General features: G+C 71.3%; 19 protein-coding genes. 2 read left to right on the top strand and 17 right to left on the bottom strand.

Features of this window, described 5'->3' with window-relative positions; translation table 11 throughout:
• Nucleotides 1-21: 21 nt before the first annotated feature.
• On the bottom strand, nucleotides 22-3,531 hold the full coding sequence (rpoB, locus tag PKE99_RS12090; protein ID WP_037046085.1) for a DNA-directed RNA polymerase subunit beta: 3,510 nt from the start codon (nucleotides 3,529-3,531) through the stop codon (nucleotides 22-24).
• Between the two features lie 664 nt (nucleotides 3,532-4,195).
• On the opposite strand from rpoB, the gene PKE99_RS12085 reads away from it, so the two are divergent.
• Together PKE99_RS12085 and PKE99_RS12080 are read left to right on the top strand one after the other, a co-directional pair.
• On the top strand, nucleotides 4,196-5,170 hold the full coding sequence (locus PKE99_RS12085; protein ID WP_037046084.1) for a cyclase family protein: 975 nt from the start codon (nucleotides 4,196-4,198) through the stop codon (nucleotides 5,168-5,170).
• Between the two features lie 8 nt (nucleotides 5,171-5,178).
• The gene (locus PKE99_RS12080; protein ID WP_037046083.1) at nucleotides 5,179-6,843 is read left to right on the top strand and encodes a class I adenylate-forming enzyme family protein; all 1,665 of its coding nucleotides are present in this window, start codon (nucleotides 5,179-5,181) and stop codon (nucleotides 6,841-6,843) included.
• Nucleotides 6,844-6,953: 110 nt separating this feature from the next.
• Here PKE99_RS12080 and rplL read toward each other — a convergent pair whose 3' ends face one another.
• The 16 genes from rplL to PKE99_RS12000 all read right to left on the bottom strand — a co-directional run bounded on the left by rplL (nucleotide 6,954) and on the right by PKE99_RS12000 (nucleotide 23,658).
• On the bottom strand, nucleotides 6,954-7,346 hold the full coding sequence (gene rplL, locus PKE99_RS12075; protein ID WP_037046082.1) for a 50S ribosomal protein L7/L12: 393 nt from the start codon (nucleotides 7,344-7,346) through the stop codon (nucleotides 6,954-6,956).
• Between the two features lie 48 nt (nucleotides 7,347-7,394).
• Nucleotides 7,395-7,964 (bottom strand): 50S ribosomal protein L10, encoded by a 570-nt coding sequence (gene rplJ, locus PKE99_RS12070; RefSeq protein ID WP_037046081.1) that lies wholly within the window; start codon nucleotides 7,962-7,964, stop codon nucleotides 7,395-7,397.
• Nucleotides 7,965-8,277: 313 nt separating this feature from the next.
• Entirely contained in the window at nucleotides 8,278-9,264 is a 987-nt protein-coding gene (locus PKE99_RS12065) for a hypothetical protein (protein ID WP_051737483.1), read from the bottom strand.
• A 68-nt stretch (nucleotides 9,265-9,332) separates the two neighbouring features.
• Nucleotides 9,333-9,923 carry an Rv1363c family protein gene (locus PKE99_RS12060; RefSeq protein ID WP_051737482.1) on the bottom strand — a complete coding sequence of 197 codons (591 nt, stop codon included), beginning with the start codon at nucleotides 9,921-9,923 and terminating at the stop codon, nucleotides 9,333-9,335.
• A gap of 63 nt (nucleotides 9,924-9,986) precedes the next feature.
• Nucleotides 9,987-11,213 (bottom strand): MCE family protein, encoded by a 1,227-nt coding sequence (locus PKE99_RS12055; protein ID WP_231498216.1) that lies wholly within the window; start codon nucleotides 11,211-11,213, stop codon nucleotides 9,987-9,989.
• 11 nt (nucleotides 11,214-11,224) lie between these two features.
• Nucleotides 11,225-12,532, bottom strand: coding sequence for an MCE family protein (locus tag PKE99_RS12050; RefSeq protein WP_051737481.1), 1,308 nt, complete (start codon nucleotides 12,530-12,532; stop codon nucleotides 11,225-11,227).
• Entirely contained in the window at nucleotides 12,529-13,872 is a 1,344-nt protein-coding gene (locus tag PKE99_RS12045) for an MCE family protein (RefSeq protein ID WP_063739765.1), read from the bottom strand. Before PKE99_RS12045 ends, PKE99_RS12050 begins: the two co-directional genes overlap by 4 nt.
• Nucleotides 13,872-14,843 (bottom strand): MCE family protein, encoded by a 972-nt coding sequence (locus tag PKE99_RS12040; protein WP_037046079.1) that lies wholly within the window; start codon nucleotides 14,841-14,843, stop codon nucleotides 13,872-13,874. Before PKE99_RS12040 ends, PKE99_RS12045 begins: the two co-directional genes overlap by 1 nt.
• Nucleotides 14,843-16,024, bottom strand: a complete 1,182-nt coding sequence (locus PKE99_RS12035; protein ID WP_037046078.1) for an MCE family protein — start codon at nucleotides 16,022-16,024, stop codon at nucleotides 14,843-14,845. Before PKE99_RS12035 ends, PKE99_RS12040 begins: the two co-directional genes overlap by 1 nt.
• Nucleotides 16,021-17,415 (bottom strand): MCE family protein, encoded by a 1,395-nt coding sequence (locus PKE99_RS12030; protein WP_037046077.1) that lies wholly within the window; start codon nucleotides 17,413-17,415, stop codon nucleotides 16,021-16,023. The genes PKE99_RS12035 and PKE99_RS12030 overlap by 4 nt, the downstream gene beginning before the upstream one ends.
• Complete coding sequence (locus PKE99_RS12025) at nucleotides 17,412-18,239, bottom strand: MlaE family ABC transporter permease (protein ID WP_037046075.1); 828 nt, start codon at nucleotides 18,237-18,239, stop codon at nucleotides 17,412-17,414. The genes PKE99_RS12030 and PKE99_RS12025 overlap by 4 nt, the downstream gene beginning before the upstream one ends.
• 1 nt (nucleotide 18,240) lies before the next feature.
• Entirely contained in the window at nucleotides 18,241-19,032 is a 792-nt protein-coding gene (locus PKE99_RS12020) for an MlaE family ABC transporter permease (RefSeq protein ID WP_051737480.1), read from the bottom strand.
• Between the two features lie 112 nt (nucleotides 19,033-19,144).
• Entirely contained in the window at nucleotides 19,145-20,338 is a 1,194-nt protein-coding gene (locus tag PKE99_RS12015; RefSeq protein ID WP_271214876.1) for an ABC transporter ATP-binding protein, read from the bottom strand.
• A gap of 257 nt (nucleotides 20,339-20,595) precedes the next feature.
• Nucleotides 20,596-21,555: an oxygenase MpaB family protein gene (locus tag PKE99_RS12010; RefSeq protein WP_063739764.1), complete on the bottom strand. Its 960-nt coding sequence runs from the start codon at nucleotides 21,553-21,555 to the stop codon at nucleotides 20,596-20,598.
• Complete coding sequence (locus tag PKE99_RS12005) at nucleotides 21,552-22,508, bottom strand: R2-like ligand-binding oxidase (protein WP_037046074.1); 957 nt, start codon at nucleotides 22,506-22,508, stop codon at nucleotides 21,552-21,554. Before PKE99_RS12005 ends, PKE99_RS12010 begins: the two co-directional genes overlap by 4 nt.
• Before the next feature lie 43 nt (nucleotides 22,509-22,551).
• The gene (locus tag PKE99_RS12000; RefSeq protein ID WP_037046073.1) at nucleotides 22,552-23,658 is read right to left on the bottom strand and encodes an NDMA-dependent alcohol dehydrogenase; all 1,107 of its coding nucleotides are present in this window, start codon (nucleotides 23,656-23,658) and stop codon (nucleotides 22,552-22,554) included.
• Nucleotides 23,659-23,713 lie beyond the last annotated feature (55 nt).

Here is a 23,713-nt window from a genome sequence, read left to right as displayed (position 1 = left end):
TTCGCGAGTCTCGGCTCTGGGTCAGTTCACGACGTCGTCGACGGACATCGAGTCCGAGCCCGGGCGGCTGGACAGGTTGATGCCCAGGTTCGCCGCCGCGCGCTCGAGGTCCTCGTCGTCCGTGTCGCGCATCTCGATGGCCGCGCCGTCGCTGGAGAGCACCTCGACGTTCAGGCACAGCGACTGGAGCTCCTTGAGGAGCACCTTGAACGACTCCGGGATGCCCGGCTCGGGGATGTTCTCCCCCTTGACGATGGCCTCGTAGACCTTGACCCGGCCCACCACGTCGTCGGACTTGATGGTGAGCAGCTCCTGCAGCGTGTAGGCCGCGCCGTACGCCTGCATCGCCCAGCACTCCATCTCGCCGAAGCGCTGGCCGCCGAACTGGGCCTTACCGCCGAGCGGCTGCTGGGTGATCATCGAGTACGGGCCGGTCGACCGCGCGTGGATCTTGTCGTCCACCAGGTGCGCCAGCTTCAGGATGTACATGTAGCCGACGGCCACCGGGAACGGGTACGGCTCGCCCGAGCGCCCGTCGAAGAGCTGCGCCTTGCCGTCCGGGCCGACCATGCGGTCGCCGTCGCGGTTCGGGCGCGTGGACCCGAGCAGCCCGGTGATCTCGTGCTCCTTGGCGCCGTCGAACACCGGCACCGCCGTGTTCGTGTTCGGCGGCACGGAGTAGAGCTCCTCGGGCATCATCTTCGCCCAGTCCGGGTTGCCGTCGATCTCCCAGCCGGACTTGGCGATCCACCCGAGGTGGGTCTCCAGGACCTGGCCGATGTTCATGCGTCGCGGCACACCGTGCGTGTTCAGGATGATGTCGACCGGCGTGCCGTCCGGCAGGAACGGCATGTCCTCGGCCGGCAGGATCTTGCCGATGACGCCCTTGTTGCCGTGCCGGCCGGCGAGCTTGTCGCCGTCCGAGATCTTGCGCTTCTGGGCCACGTAGACGCGGACCAGCTCGTTGACGCCGGGGGGCAGCTCGTCGTCGTCGTCCCGGGAGAAGACCCGGATGCCGATGACCTTGCCGTTCTCGCCGTGCGGCACCTTCAGCGAGGTGTCGCGGACCTCGCGCGCCTTCTCGCCGAAGATCGCACGGAGCAGCCGCTCCTCCGGGGTCAGCTCGGTCTCGCCCTTCGGGGTGACCTTGCCGACCAGGATGTCGCCGGGCTGGACCTCGGCGCCGATCCGGATGATGCCGCGCTCGTCCAGGTCCGCGAGGACCTCCTCGGAGACGTTCGGGATGTCCCGGGTGATCTCCTCGGCGCCGAGCTTGGTGTCCCGGGCGTCGATCTCGTGCTCCTCGATGTGGATAGAGGTGAGCACGTCGTCCTGCACGAGGCGCTGCGACAGGATGATCGCGTCCTCGTAGTTGTGGCCCTCCCACGGCATGATCGCCACGAGCAGGTTCTTGCCCAGCGCCATCTCGCCGTTCTCGGTGCACGGCCCGTCGGCGAGCACCTGGCCCACCTCGACCCGCTGGCCCTCGTCGACGATCGGCTTCTGGTTGTTGCAGGTGCCCTGGTTGGAGCGCCGGAACTTGTTCAGCCGGTACGTCTGGCGGGTGCCGTCGTCCGACATGACGGTGATGTAGTCGGCGCAGAGCTCCTCGACCACACCCGCCTTCTCGGTGACGACGACGTCGCCGGCGTCGACCGCGGCACGCAGCTCCATGCCGGTGCCGACCAGCGGCGCCTCGGAGCGGAGCAGCGGCACGGACTGGCGCTGCATGTTCGCGCCCATGAGGGCGCGGTTCGCGTCGTCGTGCTCGAGGAACGGGATCAGCGCGGTCGCGACCGACACCATCTGCCGCGGCGAGACGTCGATGTACTCGACGCCCGTCGGCGGGATCAGGTCGACCTCGCCGCCCTTCCGGCGGACCAGGACGCGGTCCTCGGTGAACGAGCCGTCCGCGTTCAGCGGCGCGTTCGCCTGCGCGATGACGAAGCGGTCCTCCTCGTCCGCGGTCAGGTAGTCGATCTGCTCCGTGACGACGCCGTCGACGACCTTGCGGTACGGCGTCTGGATGAAGCCGAACGGGTTGACCTGCGCGAACGTGGACAGCGAGCCGATCAGGCCGATGTTCGGGCCCTCAGGGGTCTCGATCGGGCACATGCGGCCGTAGTGCGACGGGTGCACGTCCCGGACCTCGAAGCCCGCGCGCTCGCGCGACAGACCGCCCGGGCCCAGCGCGGACAGGCGCCGCTTGTGGGTCAGGCCGGCCAGCGGGTTGTGCTGGTCCATGAACTGGGACAGCTGCGAGGTGCCGAAGAACTCCTTGATCGCGGCCACGACGGGCCGGATGTTGATCAGGGTCTGCGGCGTGATGGCCTCGACGTCCTGCGTGGTCATGCGCTCGCGGACGACGCGCTCCATCCGGGACAGGCCGACGCGGACCTGGTTCTGGATGAGCTCGCCGACCGTGCGCAGGCGCCGGTTGCCGAAGTGGTCGATGTCGTCCGTCTCGACCGGGATGTCGGTCTCGCCGTCCTTGGCCTTCATCGAGGTCTCACCGGCGTGCAGGCGGACGAGGTACTCGATGGTGGTGGCGATGTCCTCCTCGGTCAGCGTGCCGACCTCGGTGGGCTCCGCCAGGCCCAGCTTCTTGTTGACCTTGTAGCGGCCGACCTTCGCCAGGTCGTAGCGCTTGTCCTTGAAGAACAGGTTCTCGAGCAGCGTCTGGGCGCTCTCGCGCGTCGGCGGCTCGCCCGGGCGCAGCTTGCGGTAGATGTCGAGCAGCGCCTCGTCCTGGCCGGCCGTGTGGTCCTTCTCCAGGGTGGCGAGGATCGTCTCGGAGAAGCCGAAGCGCTCCTGGATCTGCTCGGTGGTCCAGCCCAGCGCCTTGAGCAGCACGGTGACCGGCTGGCGGCGCTTGCGGTCGATGCGGACGCCGACGGTGTCGCGCTTGTCGACGTCGAACTCCAGCCACGCGCCGCGGCTGGGGATGACCTTGACCGAGTAGACGTCCTTCTCGGTCGTCTTGTCGATGGCGTGGTCGAAGTACACGCCCGGCGACCGGACGAGCTGCGACACGACGACGCGCTCGGTCCCGTTGATGATGAAGGTGCCCTTGTCGGTCATCACCGGGAAGTCGCCCATGAACACCGTCTGGCTCTTGATCTCGCCGGTGGTGTTGTTGGTGAACTCCGCGGTGACGAACAGCGGGGCGCCGTAGGTCATGTCCTTGTCCCGGCACTCCTCGACGGAGGCCTTGACCTCGTCGAAGCGCGGGTCCGAGAAGGACAGCGACATGGAGCCCGAGAAGTCCTCGATGGGAGAGATCTCCGTGAGGATCTCCTCGAGACCCCCGACCGGGTTCTCGTCCCCCGCGTCGATCCGGCGCTGGAACCACGCCTCGTCGCCGACCAGCCACTGGAAGGACTGGATCTGCAGGTCGAGGAGGTCCGGCACCTCGAGCGGCTCGGCGATCTTCGCGAACGAGACTCGGGTGGGTGCGCCAGGGAAGTTGGGGTTCGCCGAGACGACGCTCCCCGGGTTCGCAGTGGTCACGGTGGCGCGGGAGACAGCCAAGATGCGTCCTTCCGAGAACTACGCTCTCGTCTGGCGGGCACTGCCCCCGAGGCGCTACCGTTCGGCGTCACCGCACCGGTACCGGTCCGGCGATCTGGCGACGTGTCGGGTGTGGCCGGGGAGCTGAACTCGCCGTTCGTTGTCAGAACGCCACGCTCCGACCAGGTCCGCCGAGCACCCTGGCGGACCTTCCGGACCCGGCCTTCTCGGACCGGCGGACTTCCGACAGCGTGCACGCCGAACCTGGGCGGAGGCAGCGCAAAGAGTCAGTCTAGCCGCGAAGGCAGCCGCTGTCGAGACACGTCGCTCAGCTCACCACCGGAGCCAAGCACCGTGACGTAAGAGTGACCCGGCAGGCGCACCGAGTCAAGACCGTACGCGTCGGTAAGTGGTCCCTCCCGGAGGACGACCGGCAGCTCAGGGCTCCCGGCCCCCCGGTGGACCGTCCGTCGGCGGGCCCGCGGGCCCGGCCTGCCGCCCGTCGCGCCGCACGGAATTCACTCGTCCGGAGCAACGGGCCTGGGTTCGACCTCCACCCTACGCCCCGGCCCGATCCTCCGGTCAGGCCGCCTCGCCCACCGGCCTTGACGCCCGCAGACGGCCGACAGAAGGATCGGGCGTGATCATGCACCTGCCTCACACCCGTTGACGAAGGGGTCGACGAATGGCCGAGAACACCGTGCCGACGATGGGCGAGCTGCTGGGCGCGGACGCCCCGACGAACTGGGGGAAGTGGGGCCCGGACGACGAGCTGGGCTGTCTCAACTACCTCGACGCCGGCCAGGTCCTGCGCGGGATCCGGCACGTGAGGTCCGGCGAGGTCTTCACCCTCCAGATCCACATGGGCCGCACCGACAGCCCGGGCGACCCGATCTGGCCGGGCCGCCGGGGGATGTCCCGCAAGAACGAGCTCGACGAGGGCACCTGGGACTCCCCCGACGCACCGGCCTTCCCGGGCGGCCTGCACTACGCCGACGACACCGCCCACATCTTCCTGCAGGGCTCCACGCAGTACGACGCCCTCGGGCACGTCTGGTACGACGGCAAGCTCTGGAACGGCTACGACGCCCGTACGACCATCGACGCCATGGACAAGGCCTCGGTGCTGCCCATCGCCGAGAAGGGCGTCGTCGGGCGCGGGGTGCTGATCGACATGGCCCGGCACCGCGGCAAGCAGTGGCTCGACAAGGGCGAGACGTTCGACCACACCGACCTGGAGGCCGCGGCCAAGAACCAGGGCGTGGAGATCGAGCCGCGGGACGTGCTGCTGATCCGCACGGGCTGGATGAAGTACTGGTACGAGCTGAACGACCCCGAGAAGTTCTACGACGGCTTCGTCGAGCCCGGGCTGACCTACTCCCGCGAGCTCGTCGAGTGGTTCCAGCAGCGTGAGATCCCGAACCTCGTCACCGACACCATCGCCAACGAGGTGACCGCCGACCCCGACTCCGGCGTCGCGCTGCCGCTGCACTGTGCGCTGATGCGCAACCTGGGCGTGACCCTCACCGAGATCGCCTGGCTCGACGACCTGGCCGACGCCTGCGCCGCCGACAACCGTTGGTCCTTCCTCTACGCGGCCGCCCCGCTGAAGGTCGTGCACGGCACGGGCGCGCCGGTCAACCCCATCGCCATCCGCTAGGAGACCCGGTGTCCGTCTACGACGACAAGCCCTGGCTCGCCCGCTACGACGAGGGCCAGCCCACCTCGATCACCCCCGAGTTCCCGGACATGCTGGCGCTGTTCCGGGCCACCGTGGAGCAGCACGGCGACCGGGACGCGATCCGCTACTTCGACGGCCGGATCACCTACCGCGAGCTCGACGAGCTGTCCGACGCCGTCGCCGCCGGCCTGCTCGACTCCGGGTTCTCCGCGGGAGAGCGCGTCGCGCTGTTCCTGCAGAACGACCCGCAGTACGTGATCGCGCTGGTCGGCACGTGGAAGGCGGGCGGCATCGCCGTCAACGTCAACCCCATGAACCGGGAGCGCGAGCTGCACCTGCTGCTCACCGACTCCGGGGCCAGCGTGCTGGTCACGCTCGAGAGCCTGTACCGGGACGTCGCGTCGAAGGTGGTCGGCGACACCTCCGTCCGGACGGTGCTCACCACCAGCGAGCTCGACCACCAGACCCGGAACGACGCGCGCATCCTCGGCGGCGTCGAGCGCATCGGCGCGGTCGACGGCACCGTCGACCTCGGCGAGCTCGTGGAGCGCTTCCGCGGGCAGCGGCCGCCGGCGGTGTCCTTCGACCCGCAGGACACCGCGGTGCTCACCTACACCTCGGGCACCACGGGCCCGCCCAAGGGCGCCATGAACACCCACGCCAACCTGGTGTTCAACTCGCAGACCTACCGCGGCTTCTGCGAGCTCGGCCCCGACGACGTCGTCCTCGGGATCGCGCCGCTCTTCCACATCACCGGGCTGATCGGGCACGTCACGATCGCCATGCTGCTCGGGGCGCCGCTCGTGCTGTTCCACCGCTTCGAGCCGTCGGCGGCGATCGACATCATCCGCGAGGAGCGGCCGACGTTCACGGTCGGCTCGATCACCGTGTTCATCGCGCTGATGAACGCCCCCAACGCCGACCAGGACGCGCTGCGCACGCTCGACAAGATCTGGTCCGGCGGGGCGCCCATCCCGCCGTCGACGGTGAAGGCCTTCCAGCAGGCCTTCGGCCAGTACATCCACAACATCTACGGGCTCACCGAGACCACCTCGCCCAGCCACTGCACCCCCAGGCGCGCCGAGGCGCCGGTCGACGAGGCCTCCGGGGCGCTGTCGGTGGGCGTGCCGGTCTACGACACCGTCGTGCGGATCGTCGGCGAGGCCGGGCAGGACCTCCCGCCCGGCGAGGTCGGCGAGATCGTCACCACGGGCCCGCAGGTCGTGAAGGGCTACTGGAACAAGCCGGAGGAGACCGAGCGGGCGCTGCCCGGCGGCTCCCTGCACACCGGCGACGTCGGGTACATGGACGACCAGGGCTGGTTCTACATCGTCGACCGCAAGAAGGACCAGATCAACGCGGGCGGCTACAAGGTGTGGCCGCGCGAGGTCGAGGACGTGCTCTACGAGCACGAGGCGGTGCGCGAGGCGGCCGTCGTCGGGGTCCCCGACGAGTACCGCGGCGAGACCGTGAAGGCCTTCGTCAGCCTCCGGGCGGGCAAGCAGGTCACCGCCGAGGAGCTGATCGCCTTCACCAAGGAGCGGATGGCGGCCTACAAGTACCCGCGGCAGGTCGAGTTCCTCGACGAGATCCCGAAGACGGTCAGCGGCAAGCTCCTGCGCCGCGAGCTGCGGGACCGCGAGAACTCCTGAGAACGCACGAACGGCACTTCCGCGCGAGCGGAAGTGCCGTTCGTGGACCCGCCGGTGCCGCCAGGGGCGGCCTCGCGGCGGGGATCAGGCGGCGCTGATCATCCTCTGGGTCAGGCCAGGGAGACCTTCGCGCCGGCCTCCTCGAGCTTCGCCTTGGCGGCGTCGGCCGCGTCCTTGGCGACACCCTCGAGAACCGGCTTCGGGGCCGACTCGACGAGGTCCTTGGCCTCCTTCAGGCCGAGGCCCGAGACCAGCTCGCGGACGACCTTGATGACCTGGATCTTCTTGTCGCCGGCGGCCTCGAGGACCACGTTGAACTCGTCCTTCTCGGCCTCGGCCTCGGCCGGGGCGGCACCGGCGGCGGGACCCGCGGCGGCGACGGCGACCGGGGCGGCCGCGGTGACCTCGAAGGTCTCCTCGAACTTCTTCACGAACTCGGCGAGCTCGATGAGGGTGAGCTCCTTGAACGCGTCGAGCAGCTCGTCGCTGGACAGCTTCGCCATCTCTGGCTCCTTCTCGTGTGTCTGGGGTGTAACTGGGGTGGAGCCGGATCAGCTCTCGGTGGGGGCGGCGGTGTCGTCCTGGCCGCCTTCGGCGGACGCGCCCTCGGCGGCCCGCTTGTCGGCCAGGGCCTGGGCCAGCCGCGCGACCTGCGACGCCGGGGCGTTGAACAGGCCCGCGGCCTTCGCCAGGTTGCCCTTCATGGCGCCGGCCAGCTTGGCCAGCAGGACCTCGCGGGACTCGAGATCGGCCAGCCGCTCGACCTCCGCGCCCGACAGGGCGCGGCCGTCCATGTAGCCGCCCTTGATCACCAGGCCCTTGTTGTCCTTGGCGAAGTTCTTCAGCGCCTTGGCGGCGTCGACCGCCTCGCCGGTGACGAACGCGATCGCCGTCGGGCCGGCCAGGAGCTCGTCCAGACCGTCGACGCCGGCGTCGGCCGCCGCCCGCTTCACCAGGGTGTTCTTGGCGACGCGGAAGCTGGCGTTCTCGCCCAGGGCGCGGCGCAGCTGGCTCAGCTGAGCCACGGTGAGACTGCTGTACTCCGTGACCACCGAGGCGGACGCGCCCCGGAACCGGTCGGCGATCTCTGCGACCGCCTCGACCTTGTCGGGTCGTGCCATGTGATGCCTCCTCTCGGGGTGTCGGTGTGCCACCGCGTCCCGAGACCCAGGAGACGACGAACGCCCCGTGCGCAGGGCACGGGGCGTGAGGTGCGGGCGTGCGTGCGCACCCGGGCTGCTTGCCTCGTCCTCCTGCGCGGGACGCCCGCGGCTGCGGGGCCTTCGTGTCCACCGGCGGGGCCGGTGGGCAGACCTGCGGTCTTCGGTGGAACCGACGTCGAGCATACGCACCCCGGCGACGCCCCCGCCGCCGGGGTGCCCATACCTACGCGACGGGGCCGGTGCGCCGCTACGCGACGCTGCAGATGCGCCGCTACGCGACGGCGACGTCCGCGATCTTCCAGGTGCCGTCGACGAGCTGCCCGGTCACCGTGAGCCGGCCCGCGGCGGCGACCTGCTGGCCGGCCTGGTCGCTCGCGGCGCGGGTGGCCTGCTGGTCGAGGAAGACCACCAGCACGGCGCGGTCCCCGGCGATCGACTCGACGGCGGCCTGCGAGATCGTCGCGGTGACCACGGCCTGCTGCTCCGGCGCGAGCTTGCGGACCTCGCCGAAGAGCTGGTCGAACTGCTGGCCGAACTCCGGCGTGATGACCTCGCGGGCGGCGGCCTCGTTCTGGTCGAGCCGGGTGTAGTCGTACGAGTAGACGGTCTTCACCGCGTCGCCGAGCTGCTGGCTGACCTGGGTGGTGGCCGCGACGTCCACCAGCGCGGTGTTCTGCGCCGCGGGCGTGCTCTTCATGCTCCACCAGCTCACGCCGGCCAGGACGGCGAGCGCCAGCGCGACGACCGTGACACCGGCGAGGATCGTGGTGCCCCGCTTCGTCCGGGGCGGGGCCGGGACCCGCAGCAGGTCCGTGAGCCCGCGCCGGGGCCGGTCCTCCCCCGCCGCCTCCCCCGCCGTCTCTGCTGTCGTCTCCGCGGGCTCCCCGAAGGCCTCGGCGCGCTCGCGGCGGGCCCGCCGGGCGCGACGGGCGCGGGCGCCGTCCGGCCGCTCCCCCGCTCCCGTCTCCCCGGCGCCGTCCGCCTCCTCCGCGGCCGGGACGGCGGCGGTCTCCGCCTCGTCCTCGACCTCCGGCGCGGTGAGCGCCTCGGTCTCCGGCTCGAACAGGGCGTGCCGGCTGTCCGCGCGGGTGACGTCCGGCCGGACCTCGGTCTCGGCGGTCTCGCCCGGCGCGTCCGGGCGCCCGGTGTCGGGCCGGCCGGTGTCCGGGCGGCCGGCGACGCGCGGGCGGCGGATGCCGGTGGTGGCGCGGCGCCGGGACGCGGTGGTGGGGACGGGCTTGCGGGGCTGGGGGGACATGGTGACCTCCTGGGGGCCGTCGGTCGACCGGAAGCGGACGGGCGCCGGGTCGGGCGGGTGGGCCCGGCTCAGCCGCTCTGTCCGGGGGCGCGGACCGGCGCGAGCTTGCTGACCTTCCAGCCGTCGTCCGTGCGGCTCATCTCGAGCTGCAGGCGCTGCCGGGTGGGGATGGGCTGCTGCCCGTCCGGGGTCACCGTCACGTCGACACCCACCAGCACCCGCGCGACGCCCGCGCGGTCGTCGAGCTCGCTGACCGCGGCGTCGGAGACGGTCGCCGTGGTGGTCCGCTTGGACTGGGCCACGAACTGCGCGTACTGCGCCCGGTTGGTGCGGAACTCGTCGAGGACCGCGCCGGTGGAGGTCTGCTCCCACCGGTCCAGGCCGCCGTCGACGTCGTGCCAGTCCAGCGTGTTCAGGCTGATCGCGGACTGCCGGGCCGCGACAAGCACGTCGTCGCGCGCCTCGGCGAGCTTCCGCTCCCCGCTCAGCAGCGTGGTCAGCCACAGCACCCCGAACACGATCGCCGCGACGACCGCGACCGCCGCCGCGACCTGCAGGGCCCGCGGTCCGCCGAACCGCCTCCCGCCGCCCGACGGCCCGGGGTCGGGCTCGTCGGCGGGCCTCGTGTTCGCCGTGCTCTCGGTCGTGCTCGCAGTCATTGCGGGACTCCATCCGGCCGTGGGGGCGTCGGCCATCGGGGGTGTGGCGTGCGGGACCGGCCGTCAGGCCAGGATCCCGGCGGGTGTTCCGAGGGGGAGCGGGTTCAGCGGTTGCGGGTCGTCGGAGCCCGCCGGGAGCGGGAGCCCCGCGGACGGGTTGCCGGTCGTGCCGGGCTTGGCGCGGGGGGTCGTCGAGTGCGGCGCCGGGGGAGCGTTCTGGGCACCGCGGACGCTCGTCGGACTCCCCTGTGGCTCGGCACAGTACGCCTTCTTGTAGACCTCGGTGTCCTTGGTGTCGTTACCGGGCCGGTGCGGTGTGCCCTGGTAGCCGTACACGCAGGGGAAGGGATCGAAGAAGTTGAGCACCAGGCCGAGGTGCGCGGTGCCGTCGTTGGGCGCCGCCGTGTAGCCGTTGGCCATCACGCCCGGGTAGGTCACGAGCAGCTGCTCCAGGTTGGACTGCCGGGGCTCGGCGATCCGGGCGACGGTCAGCAGGTTGGCGACGGTCGTGGACAGCCCGGCGCCGCTCTCCCGCAGCAGCCCGCGGATCTGGTCCGCGGCCTCGGGCGCGGTGTGGATCAGCCGCCGCAGGTCCGGGTCGGACTCCTTGAGCTGCTCGGCCAGCAGCTTCAGGCTCGAGCTGAAGTCGGCGAACTGCCCGGCGACCTCGTTCTGCGTGGTCAGGACCGTGCGCCCGTCGCGCAGCAGTGCGGTGGTCTGCGGGAGCGCGTCCGTGGCCGCCTTCGTGAACTCGCTGGTGGTGTCGAGCAGCTTCTGCAGCGGGACGCCGCTGTTGGCGAAGCCCTTGCCCAGCTCGTCGACGACCGTGCGCAGGCTCTCCAGCGGCACCGACCGCACGAACCCGTCGAGGCTCGACACGACCTGGTCCACCTGCACCGGCGTGCTCACCCGGGTCAGCGGGATGACCGAGCCGGACTCCAGGTCCGGGCCGGAGTCGCTGGCCGGCTGCAGGTCGACGTACTGCTCGCCGATCGCCGACAGGTTCCGCACGGCGGCGGTCACGTCGGCGGGGATCTCCGGGCCGCCGCGCTCGAGATCGAGCTGAGCGTCGACGCCGTCGGCGGTCAGGGTCAGCGGGCCGACCCGGCCGACGCTGACACCACGGTAGGTGACGTCGGCGCCGGTGAAGATGCCGCCGGAGTCGGCGAGCTTCATCGTGACCGGGTAGGTCGTGGCGCCGAAGATCGCGCCGAAGTTCGCGTAGCGGAAGCCGGTGTACCCGACTCCGACCAGCGTGACCAGCAGCAGCGCGAGGAGCTGCCACCTCATGGTCCGGGTGATCACCGGCCACCTCCGAGGAGTCCGCCGAGGAGACCGCCGCCCGAGCCGGAGTCACCCGAGCCGCCGGGGGCGCCACTGCCGTCCGTCGGCGGCGGGGGCACCGCGCTCGGCGTCGGTGGGGTGGTCGGCGGCGGGTTGTTCGGGTCGGCCTGGCCGAGCGGGGTCGGCGACGGGCCGAGCAGCGGCAGCGAGGGCTGGTCCGGGTTGCCGCCCAGCAGCGGCGACAGCAGCTGGCCGACGGGCGGGAGCTGGTTGAACAGCGGCGTGTCCGGCGTCGGGAAGGCCTGCCGGGTCCGCAGCAGGTTGTCCAGCAGCGTCTTCGCGTCCAGGTCCGCCCGGACGTACAGGTTGGCGTAGTCACCGGCGAACGCGTCGACCGCGGCGTCGGTGAACGGGAAGCTGCCGATCAGCTCCAGCGAGTTCGGCAGGTCCTGCCCGGACTCGGCGAGCTTCGACAGCGTGGGCTGCAGGGCCCGCAGGTCGGCGAGGACGTCGTCCCGGCTGCGGTTGATCGTGTCCGTGGCGGTGCCGGAGAGCCGGTCGAGCGCCTTGAGCATGTCGACCAGCTGCCCGCGCTGGCGCTCCAGCTCGGCCAGGCCCGGGCCCAGGTTGTCCAGGGCGTTCTCGATCTGCGGCCGCCGGTCGTTCAGCGTGGCGGACAGCCGGTTGAGCCCGTCGAGGGCGCGGGTGATCTCGCCCTTGCGGTCGTCGAGCGCGCCGACGAGCGTGTTCAGGTTGTCGAGCAGGCCGCGGATCTGCGGCTCGCGCCCGTCGAGGGCCTTGTTCAGCTCGGTCGAGATGGTCTTGATCTGCGCGACGCCGCCGCCGTTGAGCAGCATGGACAGCGCGCCGAAGACCTCCTCGACCTCGACCGCGCGGCCCGCCCGCTCGATCGGGATCGTGGCGCCGTCCGACAGGGTGCCGGTGCCGCCCTGGGTGGGCGCCGCCAGCTCCACGAACTTCTCGCCGAGGAGGCTCGTGGTGCGCACCCGGGCCTCGGAGTCGGCCGGCAGTCGGACGCCCCGGTTCACCGCGACGGTGACCCGCGCGTTCCAGGTCGCCGGGTCCACGTCGATGGACCGGACGGTGCCGACGCTGACGTCGGCCACCTTGACCAGGGACTGCGGTACCAGGTCGACGACGTCGGGGAACTCGATCGTCACGGCGTACGGGTCCTCGCCGAGGTCGGCGCCACCGGGGAGCTCCACCCCGCGCAGCCCGCCGGAGAACACCCCGCAGCCGCTCAGCGCGACCGACGCGACGGTCACCAGGACCGCGAGCCTGGCCGCGAGCCTCGTGCGCCTCACGACCCACCTCCGAAGAGCTTCGAGAAGAACCCGCCGATCCCGCCGCCGGACTCCTGCTCCTGCGGCGCCGGCGCGGCCGGGGCGGTGGTGGCCGGCGCGGCCGGGGCGGGGTTCGCCTGCCCCGGGACCGCCGGCGCCGGCTGACCGGCCTCCGGCGCGGCCGGGTTCTGCGGCACGAGCGGCACGGACGGGATCGCGAGGCCGGGGACGGGCGGGGTCTGCCCGCTGGTCACCGAGCTCAGGATCTGCGCCGGTGTCGGGAGCGTGTTCACGTCCGGCAGGGCGGCGCACGTGGGCACGAGCGGCTTGAGCGCGTCGGGGGCGCCGGTCTTCAGCAGGTCGCAGAGGAAGTAGATCGGCGGCCGGCTGAGCTCGTTGATGTTCGCCCGGGTGTCGAGCGTGCCCGACGAGCCGTTGTACGTGTTCGCGAGGTTGGAGATGCCCAGCGGCGCGACGTCGAGGATCTCGGTGAGCGCCCGCTGCTGGTCCACCAGCACCTGGGTGACGTCGGCGAGCCGGTCGACGTTGGAGTGGATGGTGTCCCGGTTGTCCCGGACGAACCCGGCCACGTCGCCGAGGGCCACCGACAGGTCCCTGATCGCCCCGCCCAGGTCCTCCCGCTCGCTCGCGAGGAAGCCGGTGACGTCGGCGAGCCGGCCGTTGAACTCCCGGACCTTCGCGTCGTCCTGGGCCAGGGTCTCGGTGAACTTCTGCAGCTCCGTGACGGTGCCGAAGAGGTCCTCGCTCGAGCCGGCGAGCGTGTTGGACAGGTTGCCGAGGCCGCGGATGGTGTCGTTGAACGCCTCGCCGTTGCCGGCCAGGTTCTGCGCACCGACGTCGAGGGCCTGCGACACCGCGCCGGCGGAGTTGGCGCCCTCCGGGCCGAGGGCCCGGGACAGGTCCGTGGCGGCCTTGGCGAGGTCGTCGACGCCGAGCGGGACCGCGGTCCGCTCGAGCGGGATCGTGGCACCGGTCTCGAGCTGCGGCGCGTCCTCCGCGACCGTCGGGAACAGCTGCACGTAGCGGCCGGTCACCAGGCTCGGCGAGACGACCGCGGCCTTGGCGTCGGGCGCGAGGTGCACGTCCGGGTCGGTGATGGTCATGTGGACCTCGACCTGCGTGCCCTGTGGGGTGATCGAGTCGATCTGCCCGACCGGCACGCCGAGCACGCGCACGTCGTTGTCCTCGAACAGCGCCGAGGCGTTGGCGAAGTAGGCCGTGATCTTCCGGCCGCCCCCGTTGCCGATCAGCCAGACGCCGGTCGCGACGAGCACGGCGACGATCGCGACCAGCGCCGTGATCTGCAGCGCGCGGCGGTCGTTCGCCCAGGAGCCGACCATCAGCAGCCTCCGGGGTTCAGCGGGCCGATCGTCGGGATCGGGAGCAGACCGCAGATGTAGTTGTCGAACCAGCGCCCGTTGCCGACGGCGTTGGTGAACAGCCGCACGAACACCGCCTCGTTCTTCAGCGTGTCCGCCAGGTCGTCCTGGTGGCGCTGCAGCACCTCGGTGACCCGGTCGAGCGTCTCGAGGGTCGGCCGCAGCTGGTCGGAGTTGTCCGCGACGAGCCCGGACAGCTGCTGCGAGAGCAGCCGGGTGCCGTCGAGCAGCCGGTCGATCGCGTCCTTGCGCCGCTGCAGCTCGGAGAGCAGCAGGTTGCCGTCGGAGAGCAGCTCGTCGAAGTCGCCGCGGCGCTCCGCGAGGATCGACGACAGGTTCCGGGCGCCGGCGAGGAGCTGGCGGATCTGCTGGTCCCGGCTGGAGATCGTGGTCGAGAGCCGGGACAGGCCGTCGAGCGTGCCGCGGACGTCGTCCGGGGTGTCCTTGAACGTGTCGGACAGCGTGCGGAGGCTGTCCGCCAGCTGGTTCGTGTCGATCTGGTCGATCGTCCCGGACAGCCCGTTGAACGCCTCGACGACGTCGAACGGCGAGATCGTGCGGTCCCGCGGGATCGTCGTGCCCGGGTCGAGCTCCTGGTCGCCCTGCGGGTCCAGGGCCAGGTACTTCGAGCCCAGCAGCGTGGCGATCTCGATGGAGGCCGAGGTCCGGTCGCCCACCCAGGCGTCGTCGACCCGGAAGGCGACGTCGACGTGGTCGCCGGCGAGCTCCACGGACGTCACCCGCCCGACCTCGACGCCGGCGACGGTGACCCGGTCGTCGGCCTGCAGGCCGGCGGCCTCGCCGAACTCGGCGTGGTAGGTCGCGCCGCCGAAGATCGACGGGGCCTGGAAGGCGACGACGGCGAGCACGGCGATCAGCACCAGGCCCGCGATCGCGAGCGGGACCGGGCGGCGCGCGCCGGTGGCGGCCATCAGCGGTCACCCCCCGTCGGGAGCGTGCCGAAGATCGGCAGGGCGGGGGCGTCCTCCGGCAGGCCGTTCGGCAGCACGCCGTTGACGAGCTGGTCCACCGCCGGCGGCACGCCCGGCACGAGCGGGGCCTGCTGGCCCTCGACGCCGTCGGGGTCGGCGCCGCACCGCGGGGCGTCGGACTTGAACACCGGGATCTCCTGGCGCGGGATGAGGTCGCCGAGCCCGACCGAGCCCGAGAGCCCGCACAGGTAGAACTGGAACCAGCTGCCGTAGCTCGCCGCGCGGCTGATCTTGTTCAGCTTGTACGGCGAGAACTCCAGCAGGTGCTCCAGCGTCGGGCGGGCCTGGTCGAGCTGGCCGGCGAGGTCGCCGAGCGCCCGGATGTCCGCCTTCAGCGGCGGCCGCGCCTCCTCGACGAAGCCGCCGGTGACCTGGGTGAGGTCGGCGATCGAGGAGATCGCGTCGCCGATGGGCTCGCGGTCCTGGGCCAGCCCGGACACGAGCTGCTGCAGCGAGGTGATCAGCTGGTTCAGGTTCTCGTCGTGGCTGTTCACGGTCTGCAGCACGCCGTTGAGGTTGTCGATGACCTGCCCGATGACCTGGTCACGGTCGGCGATGGTGCTGGTCAGCGACGCCGTGCTGGCGAGCAGGCTGTCCACGGTGCCGCCCTCGCCCTGCAGGGTCGAGACGATCTCCTGGGACAGCTTGTTGACCTGCTCCGGGTCGAGGCCCTGGAAGAGCGGCTTGAACCCGTTGAACAGCGTGGTGAGGTCCAGCGGCGGGCGGGTCTGCTGCACCGGGAGGGTGCCGCCCGGCTCGAGCCGGCCGCCGCCCCCGGTCCCCTGCCCCAGCGAGAGGAACCGCTGGCCGATGAGGTTCTTGTAGAGGATCGCCGCGGTGGCCGAGGCCGGGACGCTCAGCGCGGAGTCCACGCTGAACTCGACCCGGGCCTGCCGCCGGTCGACGATCTCGATCTTGTCGACGGAGCCGACGATGACCCCTGCGATCCGGACGTCGTCGCCCTGGAGCAGGCCGTTGACGTCCGTGAAGCGGGCCGAGTAGGTCGTCTTGTCGCCGCCCTGGCTGTTCGCGATGGTGAGCGCGAGGACCGTGGTCGCGAGCGCGGTGACCAGGGCGAACGCCAGGAACTTGGTGAGCGGGCCGATCGGGACGCGGCTCATGCGATCCGCACCTCCGTCCCGCGGTAGAGCGGGCCGACCAGCACGCTGCCCCAGCCGGGCACCGCCGCCGGCGTGGTGCCGGTGCGCGCCGCGACCAGCTCCGCGACCTGCTGCTGCTCACCGGGCGAGTTGGTGATGCCCATGTCGTATGCGGCAGGCTTGGCGCCGGCGTGGCTGTTCGGGCTCCACTCGAAGCCGGGGATCAGGTCCCAGGAGTACGTGCCGTCGAACGTGCCGTAGTCCTCGACCCCGAACTTGCCGGGCGGGCCGATCGGCTGTCCCGCCGGCGGCGGCGGGGGCACCGAACCGTCCCGGAACGGGCCGTCCGGCGGGTACTGCGGGCCCGGCATGATGATCGGGTAGCACCGCGGGCCGCGGTCGTCGGAGTAGGCAGGCTCGTCCTGGTTCGGGATGTACTTGCCGTTGCTCGCGACGATCTCCAGCGTGATGTGCACGCCCGGCTCGTCCGTGCCCTTGCCGAACACCTGGTCCAGGTACGGGATCAGCCGGCTGGCCTGCTGGAAGAAGCAGGGGAACTCCGGCGCGTAGCGCGCGAGCGTCTCCAGCGTCGGCCGGCTCGCGTGGGCCAGCCCGATCAGGTTGTCCTTGTTGGCGTCGAGGAAGGCCCGCAGGTCGTCCGACGCCCCGGTCACCGACCGGTACAGGTCGCGCAGGTTCTGCGACTCCTCGACGACCGTGCGGCTGGTGACCGTGAGGTCGTCGAGCGCGTCGAGCAGGTCCGGCGCGGAGTTCGACAGGTTCTCCGAGAAGTCCGCGAGCTGGGTGATGTCCTCCTGCAGGTCCGGGATGGCCGGCTGCAGGCCCGCGGTGAGGGTGTTGAGCCGCTCCAGCGTCTGCCCGAGCTGCTCGCCGCGGCCGGCGAGGCCCTGCGACAGCGCGCCGAGGGTGGTGGCGAGGTCCTGCGGCTGCACGGCCTGCAGCAGCGGGAGCAGGTCGTCGAGCACCCGCTCGACCTCGATGCCGGCCACGCTGCGGTCCTCGCGGATGGTGTCGTAGGCGGCGAGCTTGATGGCGCCCGGCCGGTCCGGCGGGACCAGGGACACGTACTTCTCGCCGAAGAGCGTCTTCGGCAGCAGCCGCGCCGTGACGTTGTCCGGGATCTGGTCGATCAGGTCCGGGTTCATGGACATCGTGATCGTGGCGCCGTCGCCGTCCGTGCTGATCCGGTCGACGGTGCCGACGATCAGCCCGCGGATCTTGACGTCCGCGCGCTCGTTCAGCTGCGTGCCGACCCGGTCGACCTTCAGCGTCACCGGCACCCCGGAGCGGAACGCGCCCGCGTACTGCGCCACGGCCAGGCCGATCAGCAGCGCGATGACCAGGATGAAGACGACGCCGAGGGTGACCTTCTTCGTGTCGTGCCCCGTCATCCGGCCACCCGCACCGACGTGGAGGTGCCGAAGAGCACGAGGGTGAGGAAGAAGTCGAGGATCGCCGTGCTGACGATCGAGAGCCGCACCGCCCGGCCGACCGCCACGCCGACGCCCGCCGGGCCGCCCTTGGCGTGGTAGCCGTAGTGGCAGTGGATGAGGATGACCACCGTCGCGAAGATGATCACCTTGAGGTACGAGGCGAAGATGTCCCCGACGGGCAGGAAGAGGTCGAAGTAGTGGTCGTACGTCCCGCCCGGTAGGCCGTTGATCAACGTGACGTTGATCCGCGCCGCGGCGAAGCTCGCGAGCAGGCCGATCGTGTACATCGGGATCACCGCCAGGATCCCGGCGATCACGCGGGTGGTCACGAGGAACGGCACGGACGGCACGGCCATGACCTCGAGCGCGTCGACCTCCTCGGAGATCCGCATGGCGCCGAGCTGGGCGGTGAAGCCGGCGCCGAGGGTCGCGGTGAGCGCCGAGGCGGCGACCAGCGGGGCGATGTCGCGGGTGTTGAAGTACGCGGTGATGAAGCCGGTCAGGGCCTCCACGCCGAGCGAGTCCAGGGCCCGGAAGCCCTGGAGGCCGACGAGCGAGCCGACGAACAGCGACAGGGCCGCCATGACGCCCGCGGTGCCGAGGATGACGATCAGCGCGCCGGAGCCGAAGCTGACCTCGGCCAGCAGCCGGAAGATCTCCTTCGGGTAGCGGCGAAGCGTGCGCGGGACCCAGGCGATCGCGCGGGCGTAGAGGCCCAGCTGCTCGCCCAGCTCCTCGAGCTGGTCGACCGGCCTGCGCACCAGGGTGCTGACTCGGGCCACTTCAGATCCCCTTCGGCGGGACGAGCTCGAGGTAGAGCGCGGTGAGGACCAGGTTGATCAGGAACACCAGGACGAAGGAGATGACGACGGACTGGTTCACCGCGTCGCCGACGCCCTTCGCCCCCGGGGGCGGGTTGAGCCCCCGGTAGGCCGCGACGATGCCGGCGGTGAACCCGAACAGGGCCGCCTTCACCTCGCTGACCACGATGTCGCTGACCTGCGCGATCGCCGAGAAGCTCGCGATGTACGCGCCGGGCGTGCCGCCCTGGATGATGACGTTGAAGAAGTAGCCGCCGCCGACGCCGACCACCGTGGCGAGGCCGTTGAGCACCAGCGCGGTGGTGGCCATGGCCAGCACCCGCGGGACCACGAGGCGCTGGATCGGCGAGATGCCGAGCACCTCCATGGCCGCGATCTCCTCGCGGATGGTGCGGGCGCCGAGGTCGGCGCAGACCGCGCTGCCGCCGGCGCCGGAGATCAGCAGCGCCGTGACGATCGGGGCGGCCTGCTGCACGATCGCGAGCACCGACCCCGCGCCGGTCTGGCTCTGTGCGCCGAACTGGCGGGTCAGCTCGGCCAGCAGCAGCGCGATCGTCGCGCCGAACGGGATCGTGAACAGCGCCGTGGGCAGCGCGGAGACCTTCGTGACGAACCAGGTCTGCTCGATGTACTCGCGCAGCTGGAACGGCGGCCGGAAGGTCTGTTTCACGATGTCGACGCCCAGCCCGAACAGGCGCCCGACGGGGGTGAGGGCGCGGGTCAGGGGGCTGGGGCCGGCCTGGGGAGCGGACACGGCGGAGTCCTTGTGTCGGACGGCAGTGGGGAGCTGCGCGGGGGCGGCGGGGGGAGCAGGTTCGCGGGCGGGCGGTGGGGGCCGTCCAGCCGCGACGGGGCGGCGTGCGGGGCTAGCGGAAGCGGTGCCGGCCGGGGCCGGAGCTCGGACCGCCGGGGGCGCGGCCGGTCGGGTTCTGCGGCGGGTTGTGCTGCAGGTTCTGCGGGGGTGTGGGCTGGCCGAGCGGCGCGTCCTGCACCCGCGGGATGCTCTGGGTCGGGGCGTCGGCGGGCGGGGCGTCGGGTCGACCGTAGGGCGCCGCGCCGGCGGCCTGCTGGCGGGCCGGCTGCTGCGCCGCCTGCCCGCTCTCGGCCTGCGAGCGGCGGATCGCCTCCTGCGCGGCGGGCGGCAGGGTGTGCATCATCTCGGCCACCCGCTTCTGCCGCCGCGCCACGGCCTTGCGCTCGGGCAGGCCCGCGGTGGCGTCGAGCTGGGGCTTGATCGGGGGCAGCCCGGACAGCTCGTCGACCTCGGCCATCTCCCGGGCCGCCTGGGCGGTGTCCTTCTCCTCCGACATGCCGATCGGGCCCTGCCGGCGGCCGTTGAGGAACTGCGCCACCACCGGGTCCTCGCTGGTGAGCAGCACCTCGCGCGGGCCGAACATCGCCAGGTGCTTGCGGTAGAGCATGCCGATGTTGTCCGGCACCGTCTGCGCGGTGTTGATGTCGTGGGTGACGATCAGGAACGTCGCGTCCGTCTGCGCGTTCAGGTCGATGATCAACTGGTTCAGGTAGGCCGTGCGCACCGGGTCCAGGCCGGAGTCCGGCTCGTCGAACAGGATGATCTCCGGGTCGAGCACCAGCGCCCGGGCCAGCCCGGCGCGCTTGCGCATGCCGCCGGAGATCTCCCCGGGCAGCTTCTTCTCGTCGCCCTTGAGCCCGACCATGTCCATCTTCTCCGCGACGATGTCGCGGATCTCCGACTCCGACTTCTTGGTGTGCTCGCGCAGTGGGAAGGCGATGTTGTCGTAGAGGTTCATCGAGCCGAACAGCGCGCCGTCCTGGAACAGCACCCCGAACAGCTTGCGGATCTCGTAGAGCCGGTTCTCGCTGCACCGCACGAGGTCGGTGTCGTGGATGACGATCGAGCCCTTCTCCGGCTTGAGCAGCCCGATCAGCGACTTGAGGAACACCGACTTGCCCGTGCCGGAGGGGCCGAGCAGCACGCTGACCTCGCCGGGCGGCAGCGTCAGCGTGACGTCCGACCAGATGTTCGCGCGCCCGAAGGACTTCGTCAGTCCCTCGACCCTCACCTCGACACCGGGCACGTCGCCTCCTCGCGCACTCGAGCCTGCGGCACCGGTCCTTGCCGGAGCACGCACTCGTCCTGCAGCGCCCAACGACCACGCCGCAGTCTGGTTACTGCCGGGTATTCCGCGGCGGCGACGGCCGCCGGGCCGTTCCTGAGAACGACGGACACGCCCCGTGAAGCGAGATCGACACACCGTCGTCGATCTCGGTCCGCGGAGCGTCGGCCGTCGCACCGTGTTACTCCGACCGGCCCCATGCCGGTACAACCCGGGTCTCAGGCTCCGGATGGAGTGACCTGCGGCGATACCACTCGATCGGAGTACGTGTCCCCGTCCGTCGCGGCCGCCGCGGAGGTCCGCCCGTGGGGCACGGGGCAGCCCTGCGGGAAGGTCCCGAGCTCCCGGACGTCGAAGCCGTTCGGGTAGCTGCGGATGCTGGGCAGATCCCGCACGAACTTCGGCCGCGTGCGCACGGGCATCGCCCGCACGACCCGGCCGCGCAGCCGCAGCGCGGCCCGGGACAGCGCGCGGAACCAGCGCGGCGGGGCCTCGTACCGGAAGGCCTCCCGCAGGTGGGGGTCCATGAGCGAGCGGGAGAAGGCGTCGATCAGCGCCGCCGGGGCCTTGTCGTTCGGCGGGAATGTGCACAGCAGCGCGAGCGTGGAGTCGGCGACGGCGCGGCCGCCCGGGTCGTAGCCGAAGCGCTCGCGCTCGTAGGCGTCGTGCACCTCGCAGAACTCCTGCCAGGTGGCCGGGATGTCCTTGATGCCCATGTGCCGGCCGAGCTCGCGGTAGTAGTTCGCGCTCGCGACCTTCTCCGTCTCGGAGAAGGGCCGCCAGCCGTAGGCGTCCATCCACCGGATCGGCGACACCACGAAGGTGCACAGCGTGTACCGCATGTCGTCGTTGCTGATCGGGTAGCTGCGGTGCATCTGGTTCATCCGGCGGACGGCGTCCTTGCCGGTGCCGCTGAACCCGTGCTCGAGGACGGCCTCGAGGATCAGCCCGGTGTCGTCGTAGCGCTTCTGGACACGCTCGGTGAACTCGCCGGTCTCTGCCAGCAGCTTGCCGATCGTCGGCACCGCGTAGGTGCGGAACAGCGCGAACGAGAGCGCCTGGTTGATGTCCCAGGGGAACTCGTACATCGACATGAGCCGGTAGATCTCGAGGTGGTCGGTCTCCGGGTCCAGCAGCTCGATCTCGCGGAGCCGGTCGTAGCGTCCTGCGCGGGTCATCCTGCCAACTCCAGCTGGTCCTCGGCGTGGAACTTCTCCTCGAGCGCCTCGGGCGAGGCGTCGACGTCGATCGCGAGCAGGTCGGCGCCGCGGGCGGACTCGATCGCCCCGAGCCGGCGGCCCAGCTTGTCCATGGCGTACTCGGCCATCTCCGAGATGTCGACGCCGAAGGGCGGCTCGCCGCCCTCGTACCTGTCGAACGTCGCGGTGACCACACCCATGGCCGGGACCATCAGCTCCTGCATGCGCTCGTCGACCACGTCGAACATCGCGTCGTCGGCGGCGACGTGCCGGCGGCAGGTGAAGGTGCCCCAGGCCATGTGGCGGCGCTCGTCGTCGCCGATGTGCTTGATCACCTTCTGGATGCCGGGCAGGATCCCGCGGCTCGCGCACACCTTCTGCCAGGCGAAGTAGCCGGTCAGCGCGAGGGTGCCCTCGACGATGTGGTTGTAGGTCACCGAGGCGCGGATCTGGTTGCGCGGGCTCGGGTCGTGCTGCAGCGCGTACAGGCTGTCCGGCAGCTGCTTCGTGAAGATCTCCATGTAGGCGTCGTTGAACTCGATGTACTCGTGGAGGTCGCCGGTCATCCCGACTGCGTCGAACCACAGCCGGAAGGCCTGCGTGTGCTTGGCCTCCTCGTACACGAACTGGGTCAGGTACATCTCGTCGGCGAACCGGCCCTCGGCGGCCATCGCGGCCACGAAGGGCTGCAGGTCCTGGGTCACCGACTCCTCGCCCGCCAGGAACTGCGCCGCGAGCGCGCAGGTCCACCACCGCTCGTCGTCCGTCATGGCCGCGAAGTCCTTCGCGTCCTGCGAGAAGTCGATGTCCGCCGGGTTCCAGTGCTTCGCGTTCCCCTTGGCGAACAGGCGCAGCGGGAAGGACTCCTGCTTCAGCCCGCCCGCCCCGAGGGAGGCGAACCCGTCCCGCTTGCCGTGCTCGATGGTGCGCATGGTCGGCTCCTTTGCCGGTCGAGGCTGGTGGTGGGGTGCGCCGTCAGAAGCGGATGAGGCCCCGGATGTTGCGGCCGGACCGCATGTCCTCGTAACCCTCGTTCACCTGGTCGAGGGTGTACTCCTTGGTGACCAGCTCGCGGAGCTTGAGCCGGCCCAGGTTGTGCAGCTCGAGCAGGCGCGGCACGTCGTGCTGGCCGTTGGAGCTGCCGAACAGGGCGCCGCGGATCTGCTTCTCGTAGAGGGTGAGCTCCAGCAGGCTCAGCGAGGCCGTCTCCTGCTCGGCCTTGCCCAGCGCGGTCACCACGACCCGCCCCCGCTTCCCGACGAGCTGCAGCGCGGGCTGCAGGTCGTCGCCCTCGGCGATGCCCGTCGTGAGGATGGCGGCGTCGGCCAGCTGGCCGCGGGTGAGCTCGGAGACGATCGGCCAGGCCTCGTCGATGCTCGCCGCGACGTGGGTGGCGCCGAGCTCGATCGCCTTGTCCCGCTTGAACTCCACCGGGTCGACGGCGACGACGTACCGGCAGCCGGCGTTGACCGCGCCCTGGATCGCGTTGGCGCCGATGCCGCCGATCCCGATGACGACCGCAGCGTCGCCCGCCCGCAGGTCGGCCGTGCGGACCGCGGACCCGAAGCCGGTGGTGACGCCGCAGCCGACCAGCGCGGCGAGCTCGAGCGGGAAGCCCTCGTCGATCTTCACGACGGACTTCACCGGCACGACGGTGTGCTGGCTGAACGTGCCGAGCAGGCACATCTGCCCGACGTCCTCGCCGCGCGCGTGGAAGCGGTAGGTGCCGTCGAGCTGGGGGCCGAGGGTGGCGCCCGCGCCGTCGTCGCACAGGCTGGTCATGCCGCGGACGCAGTAGGAGCAGCGCCCGCAGCTCGGCAGGAAGGTCATGACGACCGGGTCGCCGACCTCCACCTCGGTCACGCCCGGGCCGACCTCGCGCACGCGCCCGGCGCCCTCGTGGCCGCCGACCATCGGGTAGGCGACGGGCAGGTCGCCGGTCACCAGGTGCTCGTCGGAGTGGCACAGGCCGGACGCCGCCAGCTCGACCAGGACCTCGCCGGGGCCCGGCGGGTCGAGCTCGACCTCCTCGACCTCCCACTTGCCGCCCAGTTCCCACAGCACCGCTGCTCTGGTCTTCATGGGCGTCGATCATGACCCGCGTCACCCCGGACCACAGCGGGCCGCGAGTTCCCGC

Source organism: Pseudonocardia halophobica (genome assembly GCF_027922425.1).
Taxonomy (GTDB): domain Bacteria; phylum Actinomycetota; class Actinomycetes; order Mycobacteriales; family Pseudonocardiaceae; genus Pseudonocardia; species Pseudonocardia halophobica.
Note: the sequence above shows the minus strand (reverse complement) of the source record. Positions and strands in the feature narration are given on the sequence as shown.